The sequence below is a fragment of the Streptomyces sp. NPDC006332 genome (assembly GCF_040612855.1).
GTDB lineage: Bacteria > Actinomycetota > Actinomycetes > Streptomycetales > Streptomycetaceae > Streptomyces.
Map to the genome: position 1 here is coordinate 204,962 of NZ_JBEXRA010000008.1, position 11,487 is coordinate 216,448.

Consider the following 11,487-nt stretch of genomic DNA (forward strand, 5'->3'; position numbering starts at 1 on the left):
CTCCCCGGTGCCGCCCCGTCGGTCGTCAAGGACGGCGGGCGCACACGGCCTGCGGTTCCTTCCAATGGAACGTGGGGGCGGGAATGGGCTTCTTCGACGGACTGCGGCGCGGGCGGGAGACCGACTTCGACTCGGGCAACGCCGCAACCAACTCGATCGAACTGACCAAACGGCACAGTCAGGTCTCCCTCACCAAGCAGGGCGCGGCCAACGGCCATCTGCGCGTCAACCTGGCCTGGCGGATGCGGACCTCCGACATGGGCGGCTCCCCGAGGGAGAGCCTGCTGAGGCATCCCTTCCAGGCGCTCAAACCGCCGGAGGTCCTCGGGCACAGTCAGAGCATGGTCAACGTCGACCTCGACCTGGGCTGCCTCTACGAGCTCCAGGACGGCACCAAGGGCGTCGTGCAGCCCCTGGGCGGCTACCTCGGCGACGTCAACGCGGCGCCGTACGTGAAACTCAGCGGCGACGACCGGTTCGGATCGGCGTCCGGCGAGACGATGTACGTCAATCTCGACCACCGGGACGCCATCAAACGGCTGCTGGTCTTCGTCTACATCTACGACCAGACGCCGGCCTTCGACCGTACCCACGCGATCGTCACGCTGTACCCGAGCAACGGGCCGCGGATCGAGATCCATCTCGACGAGCGGCACCCCCAGGCCCGGTCCTGCGCGGTGGTGACGATAGAGAACGTCAAGGGCGAGATGGTGGTCCGGCGCGAGGTGAAGTTCGTGTACGGCTTCCAGGCGGAGCTGGACCGGCTGTACGGGTGGGGACTGCAGTGGGGCAGGGGCTACAAGACGAAGGTCGAGAAGTGAGTTCCGCGCCCGCCTCCGCGGGGACGGGCGCCGCCCCCGCGGACGGGTCCCTCACCGTCCGATGAACTGCGGCCCCTGCGGAGGCAGACGGAATTCCGGGTCCGGCGCGGTGGCCGTCGCCTGCGGATAGCCGTAGGCGGGTTGGCCGGCCGGCTGCGGGTAGCCGTAGGCCGGCTGGACCGTGGCCGCGGCGGCGGGCTGCTGGGGGTAGCCGTAGGCCGGCTGGGTGGGGACGCCGGTCGGCTGTTCCGGGGGCAGGGGCTGGGAGGAGAGTTCGGAGGCATGCTGGGTCGGTGCGGGCGGGGCCGGGACGAGCGTGGTCGCCGCCATCTCCGGCGCCTCCTCCGGTCCTTCCGCGAGGCCGTCCGACTCGTCCACCGAGATGCCGTAGTCGGTCGCCAGGCCCTGCAGGCCGTTGGAGTAACCCTCGCCCAGCGCGCGGAACTTCCAGCTGTCGCCTCGCCGGTACAGCTCACCGCAGATCAGGGCGGTCTCCTCGCCCGTCGTCGGCTGGATGTCGAAGTAGGCCAGCGGTTCACCGTCGGCGACCGTGGCGTCGTACAGCAGGATGCGCAGGCTCTGTACGCGGTCGAAGGTGACGTCGTCCGCCGAAGCGACCAGGAAGATCTGACTGACATCGGGCTCGACACCGGCGAGGTCTGTCTGGATCGTGTCGGTGAGGCCCTCGGCGACTCGCTTCTTGCCGAGGCGCCAGACCTTGCCGGAGGGATGCCGTGGCTGGTTGTAGAAGACGAAGTCCTCGTCCGACCGCACCCGGCCGTCGGCGCCGACGAGCAGCGCCGAGGCGTCGACGTCCGGAACCCCCTGCCCAGGCGCCCAGCGCAGTACTGCGCGTACCGTGGTGGTGGCGAGCGGGACGTTCGACCCCTTCAGCATCGCGTGCGTCATGCGGTCATCCTGCCCTCTCGGTCCTGGTCACGACAACGCGGGGGTCCGGGACCGCCAGACATTCCCTCTGCCCCTCGACCCGGTTGTGTTCGCCCGCGTTACCAGAAATTCACGCCTGGCGGGAACCCTTGACATAGATCTCTACGTACTATTACCGGCCACCTGTGACGCGCTCGCAGGGGCCGCTCGACCACCACGGGGGAGTTCCATGCGTCATTTCGGGCACATCGCCCCTGAGGTGCGGCAGCGCCTCTTCCACCGGGAGCCCGGCGCGTTCACCGCCGACTCCCCGGCCCGGTTGCTCTCGGCGGCCCTGGGCGCCACCCTCTACAGCCCCGCCACCCGGCCACGGCTCGCCGACGACATCGTCAAGCAGACCGACCGCGGCGTGGTCTCGATGGTGCTGTGCCTGGAGGACTCCATCGGCGACGAGGATGTCGCGGACGCCGAGGAGAACCTGGTACGACAGTTCGCGGACCTCGCCGAACGCGGCCCGGCGGACATCCCGCTGCTGTTCATCCGGGTGCGGACGCCCGAGCAGATCCCCGACCTGGTGCGACGCCTCGGCCCGTCCGCCCGGCTGCTATCCGGATTCGTGATGCCGAAGTTCACCGAGGAAAGCGGCATCCCCTTCCTGGAGGCCCTGCAGAGCGCCGAGGCCGAGAGCGGACGGCGACTGTTCGCCATGCCGGTGCTGGAGTCGCCGGAGCTGCTGTACCGCGAGTCGCGGGTGCAGACCCTGGAGGGCATCGCCCGCACGGTCGACAAGTACCGCGAGCGCGTGCTGGCGCTGCGCCTGGGCGTGACCGACTTCTGCTCCTCGTACGGTCTGCGCAGGGCCCCCGACATGACCGCGTGGGACGTGCAGATCGTCGCCTCCGTGATCTCCGACGTGGTGAACATGCTGGGGCGGGCCGACGGCACCGGATTCACGGTGACCGGACCGGTGTGGGAGTACTTCCGCGTGCAGGAACGTATGTTCAAGCCGCAGCTGCGCCGCAGCCCCTTCCTGGAGGGCCAGGCCGAGGAACTGCGCGAGGCGCTCATCGAGCACTCCATGGACGGGCTGCTGCGCGAGATCACCCTCGACCAGGCCAACGGACTGCTCGGCAAGACCTGCATCCACCCCTCCCACGTGCTCCCCGTGCACGCACTGTCAGTGGTCAGTCACGAGGAGTTCAGTGACGCCCAGGACATCCTGCGGCCCGAGCGGGGCGGCGGCGGGGTGCTGAGGTCGGCGTACACGAACAAGATGAACGAGGTGAAGCCGCACCGCGCCTGGGCGGAGCGGACCATGCTGCGCGCCGAGGTCTTCGGGGTGGCGAACGAGGACGTCGGTTTCGTGGAGCTCCTCGCCGCCGGGATCCCGGCCCCGGCCTGACCGGCTTGCTTTCCACCGGCTTCCTGTCCACCGGCTTCTACTCAAGGGACGTATGAACAACGCAGTGAACGACGGGGTGTGGTCCGGCAGTTGGGTCGCCGAGCGGCTCGGCGTCGAACTCGTGGGCGACGACGGGCTGAAGGACCTGCTGGGGCTGGCGCTGCGCCGCAACCCCAAGCGGGCGCACCTGCTGGTCTCCCATGTGCTCGGCAAGCACGTACCGCAGTCGCCGTCCGTGGTGTACGGCTACGGCGTCGATCTCGGCAGGCGGGTGCGTGACCTGCTGGGCGCCGACGAGGCGGGCCGGGCGGTCGTCCTCGGGTACGCGGAGACCGCCACCGGGCTCGGCCACTCGGTCGCGGACGGCCTCGGCCTGGCCCCCTATCTGCACTCCACCCGCCGCCCCGTCCCGGGGGTGGCCACGGCGGGCGGATTCGAGGAGTCCCACTCGCACGCCACCTCGCATCTCCTGCTGCCCCAGGACCCGGCCCTGCTGGCGGGCGACGGGCCGCTGGTGCTGGTCGACGACGAGTTCTCCACCGGCAACACGGTGCTGAACACCGTCCGGGATCTGCACGCGCGGTATCCGCGGCCGCGGTACGTCGTGGTCGCACTGGTCGACATGCGGTCGGTGGCGGACGCGGGGCGGCTGGAGCAGTTCGCGCGGGAGATCGGGGCGAGGGTGGACCTGGTGGCCGCGGCCTCGGGGGCCGTGCGGCTGCCGGAAGGGGTGCTGGAGAAGGGGCAGGAGTTGGTCGCGCGGTACGAGTCCGAGGGTGCCGCGCAGGGTGTCCGGTCGCCTGCGGGCGCGTCGTGGCCGGTCGCGCAGTTCCCCGCGCCCCCAAAACAGGGCGTTGCGGATGCCGCCTCCCCAGAGGCGCGGGGCGCCGCACGCCCAGCCCCCAGCGCCACCCCAGGGGCGCGGGGCGCCGCATGCCCAGCCCCCAGCGCCACCCCAGGGGCGCGGGGCGCCGCATGCCCAGCCCCCAGCGCCACCCCAGAGGCGCGGGGAACCGCGGGATCAGCCCCCACCCCCCTAGGGGCGCGGGGAACTGCGCGACCAGCCCCCGCTCACCCGCACTCGGATGACAACCGCAACCACCCCATAGCCGCCCGCGTAGACCTCCGCTGGCCCCACGGCCTCCCCGACGGCGGACGGCACGGCTTCACCCCCGCGCACCGCACCCGACTGGAGAACGCACTCCCCGCGATGGCGGCGCGCCTTGCCGAGGCGCTCCCGGAGGACGCCCACCGCGTCCACGTCCTCGGCTTCGAGGAGCTGATGTACGCCCCGCTCAGACTCGCCCGCGAGCTCGAGCAGGTCACCCGCGCCGAGGTGCGCTACTCGACCACCACCCGCTCGCCCGTCCTCGCCGTCGACGACCCGGGCTACGCGATACGCAGCCGCCTGGTCTTCCCGGCACACGACGACCCGGCGGACGGCCCCGGCGAGCGCTACGCCTACAACGTGGCGGGCGCCGGCTTCGACGCCGTCGTCGCGGTCGTCGACTCGGCCGCCGACACCCCCGAACTGCACGCGCCGGGCGGCCTGTTGGACCAGCTCGCGGCGCACACGCCCCAGGTCCTGCTCGCGGTGGTCCCCTCGTACGTCCCCGAACCCCGGAACGTCCCCGAAAGGCCCGCCATGCTGCCCGAGCCCCTTCGCGGCCCCGACTTCTCCTCGTACCCGCCCGACGAGGTCGGCTGGCTGCTCCAGGACCTCTCGGACGTGTCGCTGGAGGCGCCGACCGAGGAGCGGGAGGAGGCCATCCAGAGCGGCGGGGCGCACTACGCCGAGTCGCTGCCGGTGGAGTACCAGCCCAGCGAGCAGTACCAGGAGCTGTTCCACACCGCCCTGGAGGAGTCGGCGGCGCGGCTGGCGCGGGCGGTGGGCGCGGTCACCGAGATCGTGCTCACCGAGAGGTCGTCGCGGCCCGTGCTGGTGTCGCTGGCCCGCGCGGGCACACCCGTCGGCGTGCTGATGCGCCGATGGGCCCGGTTCCGGTACGGGCTCGACCTGCCGCACTACGCCGTCTCCATCGTGCGCGGCCGCGGCATCGACGCCAACGCGCTGCGCTGGCTGGCCGCCCACCACGACCCCCGGGACGTCGTCTTCGTCGACGGCTGGACCGGCAAGGGCGCCATCACCCGTGAACTCGCCGACGCCATCAAGGAGTTCGAGGCCTCCGACGGCGTCACCGGCTTCGACCCGGAGATCGCGGTGCTGGCCGACCCCGGCTCGTGCGTACGGACGTACGGCACCCGGGAGGACTTCCTGATCCCCTCCGCCTGCCTCAACTCCACGGTGTCCGGCCTCATTTCCCGTACGGTGCTGCGCGCCGACCTGGTCGGGCCGAACGACTTCCACGGCGCGAAGTTCTACCGCGAACTCGCCGGCACCGATGTGTCCGTCGCCTTCCTGGACGCGGTGTCCGCCCGCTTCCCGGAGGTCCTGGACGCGGTGGACACGCAGGCCAAGGAGCTGCTGTCCGGCGACCGCGCCCCGACCTGGGAGGGCTGGGCGGCCGTCGAGCGGATCAGCGAGGAGTACGGCATCCACGACGTGAACCTCGTCAAGCCCGGCGTCGGCGAGACCACCCGGGTGCTGCTGCGCCGGGTGCCCTGGAAGATCCTTGCGCGAGCCGGAGCGGGGGCCGACCTGGACCACGTACGCCTTCTCGCCGAACAGAGAGGTGTCCCGGTGGAAGAGGTCGCCGAACTTCCGTACACCTGTGTGGGGTTGATCCACCCGAAGTACACGCGGGGCGCCACCGGCGCCGACGGCCGGGCGGTGACGGTCTGATGCCGGTGCTGGTGGCGAGTGACCTCGACCGTACGCTCATCTACTCCGCGGCGGCCCTCGCGCTGACCATGCCGGACGCGCGGGCGCCCCGGCTGCTCTGCGTCGAGGTGCACGAGAGCAAGCCGCTGTCGTACATGACGGAGACGTCGGCCGGACTGCTCGCCGAACTCGGCGACGCGGCGGTCTTCGTCCCGACGACGACCCGGACCCGTAAGCAGTACCAGCGCATCAACCTGCCCGGCCCCCCGCCCGCGTACGCGATCTGCGCCAACGGCGGGCACCTGCTGGTGGACGGGGTCACCGACATCGACTGGCACACGCGCGTCACGGCCCGGCTGGCCGACGAGTGCGCCTCGCTGGACGAGGTGCGCGAGCATCTCATGCGGACCGCCGACCCGCTGTGGGTGCGCAAGCACCGGATCGCCGAGGACCTCTTCGCCTACCTGGTCGTCGCACGCGAACTCCTGCCCGAGGAGTGGGTGAAGGAACTCGCGGTCTGGGCGGAGAACCGGGGCTGGACGGTCTCCCTCCAGGGCCGCAAGATCTACGCCGTCCCGAAGCCGCTCACCAAGAGCGCCGCACTGCACGAGGTCGCCCGCCGCACCGGGGCAGCGCTCACCCTGGCCGCCGGTGACTCCCTGCTCGACGCCGACCTCCTCCTCGCCGCGGACCGGGGCTGGCGTCCGGGCCACGGCGAACTGGCGGACGCCGACTGGACCGCCCCGGCGGTCACCGCCCTGCCCGAGCGGGGGGTGCTCGCGGGGGAGCGGATCCTGCGGGAGTTCCTGCGGGTGGCGCGGCAGGGGACGGTCTGAGGATCGGCCCTCGGCGGCCTTCGAGTGCCCCTCGACGGGTCCTCGACGGGTCCTCGACGGGTCCTCGACGGGTCCTCGACGGGTCCTCGACGGGCCCTCGACGGGCCCTCGACGGGCCCCCGACGGGCCCCCGGCGGGTCCTCGACGGGCGCGACGGGTCCTCGACGGGTCCTCGACGGGTCCCCGGCGGATCCTCAACGAGTGACGGTCCCCGGCGGGCGGTGCGGGCTTCGGGAGCGCTTCAGGCCGCCCGCCCCCGCCCCCGCCCGCCCCGGTCCGCCCCCGGTCGCCGCCGCAGCCGTACGCCGACGAACGCCAGGACCGCCACCACGGCCACGGCGAGGACGACCTTCGAGTACGCGGAGACGATCGAGGTGACCTGCGCCCAGTTGTCGCCCAGGGCGTACCCCGCGAGCACGAACGCGGTGTTCCAGATGGCGCTGCCCAGCGTGGTCAGGCCGAGGAACACCGGCACGGGCATGCGCTCGACGCCGGCCGGCACCGATATCAGGCTGCGGAAGATCGGGATCATCCGGCCGAAGAACACCGCCTTGGTGCCGTGCCGCAGGAACCACGCCTCGGTCTTCTCGATGTCCGCGACCTTCACCAGCGGCAGCCGGGCCGCGACGGCGACCGTGCGGTCACGCCCGAGCAGCGCGCCGACCCCGTAGAGCGCGAGCGCGCCGACCACCGAACCCGCCGTCGTCCACAGCAGGACGGCGAGCAGGCCCATCCGTCCGCTACTGGCCGCGAAACCCGCGAGCGGCAGGATGACCTCGCTGGGCAGCGGAGGGAAGAGGTTCTCCAGCGCGATGGCGATGCCCGCGCCGGGGGCGCCCAGCGTGTCCATGAGGTCGTTGACCCACTGCGGGGCCGCACCCCCGTCCGGGGCCGTCCCCGCTGCGATGGCTGTCATGCGGTCACGGTAGGGAGCCTGAGGAAGCCGGGCCGCAACGGCCGTCAGCCGCCGCAACGGCCGTCAGCCGCAGCAACCCCCGCCGCAGCAGCCGCCGCCCCCACCGCCACTCGCCCGGGGCGCCGCCGCCGGGGCGGAGGCCGAGCCGCCGACCGCCACGGTGGACAGGAGCTTCACGGTGTCGTCGTGGCCGGCGGGGCAGGCCGCAGGAGCGGAGGACTCGGCCATGGGCCGGCTCAGTTCGAAGGTGTCGCCGCAGGTCCGGCAGCGGTACTCGTAGCGAGGCATGCGCTCAGGGTAGCGGGGCGCCCCTAGCTGCGAGTGTGACCAACGTCTCAAGAACGCCATGTTCCCTACCGGTCGGTATGTGGTTGTTCAGGTCAACTTCTCATATGAAGAAACTGCGAAGATCATTGGTAACTTGCGGTCGTGACCGGGAGAGCACCACGCACGGGCCGGCCGACTGACCACCGCCGCCCGCGCCGTCGACGGACGGCACCGAAACGGTCCCCGTGGACGACATTCCGCCGCCTCCGCCCCGCCTATCCGCGGCCGGGCCGCGTCGGGTGGCGGAGTTGGGTCCCTTCCGCGCGCCAGTCGCTCGGCGTCGTCCTGGCTTCCGTCGGTATGACCGGGCTGTTCCTGGGCGTCGCCTACGCGGCCACGGACATACCGGAGAACCTGAACAGCTACGCCACCCAGCAGGACAACGTCTACTTCTGGTCCGACGGCACCCCCATGTCCCGCACCGGCTGGGTGCGCAGGCAGGCGATGCCGCTGAAGGACATACCCGAGGACGTGCGCTGGGCGGTGCTCGCGGCGGAGAACGAGAGCTTCTACTCCGACCCCGGCATCTCCTTCAAGGGCCTGACCCGCGCGCTGTGGCGCAGCGTCGGCGAGGGGGACACCCAGGGCGGCTCGACCATCACCCAGCAGTACGTCAAGAACGTCTACCTGACGCAGAACCGGACGGTCGGCCGCAAGTTCAGCGAGGCGATGATCGCCCTCAAGCTCGACAACAGGATGAGCAAGGACGAGATCCTGGAGGGCTACCTCAACACCAGCTGGTTCGGCCGCGGCACGTACGGCATCCAGCGCGCCTCCCAGGCCTACTACGGCAAGGACGTCACCAGCCTGAACGCCAGTCAGGCCGCCTTCCTCGCCTCCCTGTTGAAGGGAGCCGGACTGTACGACCCCACTCTCGGCAAGGCCAACCACCGGCGTGCCGTGGAGCGTTGGTCCTGGACCCTGGACCGGATGGTCGACATCGGCAAGCTGTCGCCGTCCGAGCGGGCCACATACAAGACGTTCCCCGAGCCGCTCAAGTCGGTCCGCGTCTACGACACCGGCAAACAGAGCGACTACCTGGTGGAGTTGGCGCAGCAGTACGCCAAGAAGTCCGCCCACATCTCGGACAAGCAGTTCGACCTCGGCGGCTACCAGATCTACACGACCTTCGACCGCAAACGTGAGGCCGCACTCACCGACGCCGTCACCAAGGCCCGCCGGCAGGCGAAGAAGGCCGACCCGCAAGCGGCGAAGACCGCGCACTACGGTGCCGCCTCCGTCGCCACCGACGGCCGGATCCTCGCCGTGTACGGCGGACCCGACCACCGTACGCAGGGCTACAACGAGTCCAACGCCAGTACCGTGCGGGCCGGTTCGGCGTTCCTGCCGTTCGTCTACGCGGCCGGACTCGAACACGGCATCCACAAGACACGAGGGGGTCCCGCCACGCCGGTCACCCCGCGGACGCCCTACGACGGCGACGACGACATTCCCGTCACCACTCCCGAGGGGCCGTACTGGGACCGCGGCGGCAAGACGGTCGCCGCCCGCAACGACGGCGGGAAGTCGTACGGGCCAATCGCCCTCGGCAAGGCGCTCGCCGCGTCCGTGAACACGCCGTTCATGCAGCTCGGCATGGACACCGGCCTGGACAAGGTGAGCGCGACCGCCGAGGCGGCCGGGCTGCTCGCCTCCAGCCTGGGGCCGCAGGTGCCGGCGCTGTCCGTGGGCAGCTCCACACCGAGCGCCATCCGGATGGCGAGCGGCTACGCGACCTTCGCCGCGGCGGGCAAGCACACCGAGCCGTACTCGGTGCGCCGTATCACCCGCAACGGCTCGACGGTCCGGCTGGACACCCCCGCCGCGCGCCGGGCGGTCGGCGCGCAGGTGGCCGCGGAGGTCTCCCAGGCGCTGACCGACTCCCTGCGTACCGCCCACCCCACCGTCCCCGCCCTGGACGCCGGCGGGAAGTCCGGCACCACCGAGGACGACACCGCCGCCTGGTACGCGGGCACCGCCGGGTCCGTGTCGACCGCGGTCGTCGTCTACCGCATGGACCTGGCCGAGTCCCTGGAGCCGCTGCCGCTCAAGGGGCTGGCCGGCAGCTCGTCCGACAGCGTCCCGTACGCCGTCTGGTCGAGCGCCATGGGCCTCGGCTGATCTCCGAGCCCCGCACCACTCCTCACCCCCTGCGCAGAATGAGTACCGCATGCCTCGCATGAAGACCTCCACCGGCAGGCGCCGCAAAGGGCGCCCCCGCCGCCGGGCCAGTCCGGAGTTCCTGACCCTCGCCGCCTTCCTCGTCGTGGCCACCCTGGTCGGGGGCTCCCTGGCCCTGACCCACCAGGACCACACCACTCCCACCGCCTCCGCCGAAACCGGCAAGACCCCCGAAGCCGCCCCCAAGGAGACCGCCGAACCGAAGTGGGACGGCAAGGTCAAGGTTCTCGGGGACGGCTCCACCTCCTACACCGGCCCGAAGAAAGGGCAGTTGAAGGCCGAGCCGCTCAAACCCGGTGAGAAGCCGCCCCAGTTCGTCGTCTTCTCCTGGGACGGCGCGCTGGAGGGCAGCGACCACCTCTTTTCGCACTACCGGGAGCTGGCGAAGACCTACGACGCCCATATGACGTTCTTCCTCACCGGTATCTACCTGCTCCCGAAGGACAAGGCGAAGCTCTACCGCCCGCCGCAGCACCCGGCGGGCGCCGCGGCCATCGACTACGCCACCGGCGAGCACATCCGCACCACGCTGGAACAGCTCCGCAGGACCTACCAGGACGGGAACGAGATCGGCACCCACTTCAACGGTCACTTCTGCGAGAAGAAGGGCGGCAAGGACTGGAGCGTCGCCGAGTGGAAGAGCGAGATCGACCAGTTCTACTCGATCGTCGAGAACTGGAAGACCAACACCGGCTACCGCGACATCGACCCGCTGCCCTTCGACTTCAAGAAGGAGATCGCCGGCGGCCGCGCCCCCTGCCTGGAGGGCCAGAAGAACCTGCTGAAGGCCGCCGAGAGCTACGGCTGGCGCTACGACGCCAGCTCCGCCGGTGACTTCCAGATATGGCCGGCCAAGAAGGACGGCGTCTGGAACTTCCCGCTCCAGATGCTCCCCTACGAGGGCGGCAAGTACCAGGGCCTCTCGATGGACTTCAACTTCCTCTACAACCAGTCCGACGGCGAGACCGACGGCGACCCGGCCGACTACCCGAAGTGGGAGCGGCAGACCGTCGAGTCCTACATGTCCGGCTTCAACCGCGTGTACTACGGCAGCCGGGCCCCGCTGTTCGTCGGCAACCACTTCGAGGACTGGAACGGCGGCATCTACATGAAGGCCGTCGACCAGGTCATCGAGACCGTCTGCACGAAGAAGGACGTCAAGTGCGTGTCCTTCAAGGAGCTGGCCGACTGGCTGGACGTGCAGAAGCCGCAGACCTTGGCGGGCCTGCTGGTCCCATCGGACAGAAACATGATCGAGTCGGCGCAGTTCGGAGTCGCGTTCGGGTGGAACCCGAATCCGGCATGGAAGCCGTCCGGCGACCCGTAGGAGTCCC

9 protein-coding genes are annotated in these 11,487 nt (G+C 70.9%); 6 read left to right on the top strand and 3 right to left on the bottom strand.

The features are described from left to right. Positions 1 to 83: 83 nt before the first annotated feature. Positions 84 to 821, top strand: a complete 738-nt coding sequence (locus ABZ027_RS10615) for a Tellurium resistance (RefSeq protein ID WP_356766527.1) — start codon at positions 84 to 86, stop codon at positions 819 to 821. A 51-nt stretch (positions 822 to 872) separates the two neighbouring features. Here ABZ027_RS10615 and ABZ027_RS10620 read toward each other — a convergent pair whose 3' ends face one another. Further along, the gene (locus tag ABZ027_RS10620; RefSeq protein ID WP_356766489.1) at positions 873 to 1,730 is read right to left on the bottom strand and encodes a TerD family protein; all 858 of its coding nucleotides are present in this window, start codon (positions 1,728 to 1,730) and stop codon (positions 873 to 875) included. A gap of 208 nt (positions 1,731 to 1,938) precedes the next feature. Here ABZ027_RS10620 and ABZ027_RS10625 point away from each other — a divergent pair, with 208 nt between their 5' ends. From ABZ027_RS10625 to ABZ027_RS10635, 3 genes are read left to right on the top strand one after another with little or no spacing between them, the layout of a single operon-like run. Further along, on the top strand, positions 1,939 to 3,111 hold the full coding sequence (locus tag ABZ027_RS10625; RefSeq protein WP_356766491.1) for an HpcH/HpaI aldolase/citrate lyase family protein: 1,173 nt from the start codon (positions 1,939 to 1,941) through the stop codon (positions 3,109 to 3,111). A gap of 52 nt (positions 3,112 to 3,163) precedes the next feature. Then, the gene (locus tag ABZ027_RS10630) at positions 3,164 to 5,914 is read left to right on the top strand and encodes a phosphoribosyltransferase domain-containing protein (protein ID WP_356766493.1); all 2,751 of its coding nucleotides are present in this window, start codon (positions 3,164 to 3,166) and stop codon (positions 5,912 to 5,914) included. Continuing rightward, the gene (locus tag ABZ027_RS10635; RefSeq protein ID WP_356766495.1) at positions 5,914 to 6,729 is read left to right on the top strand and encodes an HAD family hydrolase; all 816 of its coding nucleotides are present in this window, start codon (positions 5,914 to 5,916) and stop codon (positions 6,727 to 6,729) included. Before ABZ027_RS10630 ends, ABZ027_RS10635 begins: the two co-directional genes overlap by 1 nt. A gap of 241 nt (positions 6,730 to 6,970) precedes the next feature. Here the strand turns inward: ABZ027_RS10635 and ABZ027_RS10640 are convergent, their stop codons facing one another. Beyond that, entirely contained in the window at positions 6,971 to 7,645 is a 675-nt protein-coding gene (locus ABZ027_RS10640; RefSeq protein WP_356766497.1) for a DedA family protein, read from the bottom strand. A gap of 63 nt (positions 7,646 to 7,708) precedes the next feature. Further along, complete coding sequence (locus ABZ027_RS10645; protein ID WP_356766499.1) at positions 7,709 to 7,933, bottom strand: zinc ribbon domain-containing protein; 225 nt, start codon at positions 7,931 to 7,933, stop codon at positions 7,709 to 7,711. 339 nt (positions 7,934 to 8,272) lie between these two features. Between ABZ027_RS10645 and ABZ027_RS10650 the strand changes: the two genes are divergently transcribed. Together ABZ027_RS10650 and ABZ027_RS10655 are read left to right on the top strand one after the other, a co-directional pair. Then, positions 8,273 to 10,093 carry a transglycosylase domain-containing protein gene (locus ABZ027_RS10650; protein ID WP_356766501.1) on the top strand — a complete coding sequence of 607 codons (1,821 nt, stop codon included), beginning with the start codon at positions 8,273 to 8,275 and terminating at the stop codon, positions 10,091 to 10,093. Between the two features lie 58 nt (positions 10,094 to 10,151). Then, complete coding sequence (locus ABZ027_RS10655) at positions 10,152 to 11,480, top strand: hypothetical protein (RefSeq protein ID WP_356766529.1); 1,329 nt, start codon at positions 10,152 to 10,154, stop codon at positions 11,478 to 11,480. The last annotated feature ends 7 nt before the right edge of the window (positions 11,481 to 11,487 follow it).

Bases quoted from the DNA above. Each gene is read 5' to 3' on its own strand.
- ABZ027_RS10650 (WP_356766501.1), top strand. From the start codon at position 8,273: ATGACCGGGCTGTTCCTGGGCGTCGCCTACGCGGCCACGGACATACCG.
- ABZ027_RS10640 (WP_356766497.1), bottom strand. From the start codon at position 7,645: ATGACAGCCATCGCAGCGGGGACGGCCCCGGACGGGGGTGCGGCCCCG.
- ABZ027_RS10635 (WP_356766495.1), top strand. From the start codon at position 5,914: ATGCCGGTGCTGGTGGCGAGTGACCTCGACCGTACGCTCATCTACTCC.
- ABZ027_RS10655 (WP_356766529.1), top strand. From the start codon at position 10,152: ATGAAGACCTCCACCGGCAGGCGCCGCAAAGGGCGCCCCCGCCGCCGG.
- ABZ027_RS10620 (WP_356766489.1), bottom strand. From the start codon at position 1,730: ATGACGCACGCGATGCTGAAGGGGTCGAACGTCCCGCTCGCCACCACC.
- ABZ027_RS10615 (WP_356766527.1), top strand. From the start codon at position 84: ATGGGCTTCTTCGACGGACTGCGGCGCGGGCGGGAGACCGACTTCGAC.
- ABZ027_RS10625 (WP_356766491.1), top strand. From the start codon at position 1,939: ATGCGTCATTTCGGGCACATCGCCCCTGAGGTGCGGCAGCGCCTCTTC.
- ABZ027_RS10645 (WP_356766499.1), bottom strand. From the start codon at position 7,933: ATGCCTCGCTACGAGTACCGCTGCCGGACCTGCGGCGACACCTTCGAA.
- ABZ027_RS10630 (WP_356766493.1), top strand. From the start codon at position 3,164: ATGAACAACGCAGTGAACGACGGGGTGTGGTCCGGCAGTTGGGTCGCC.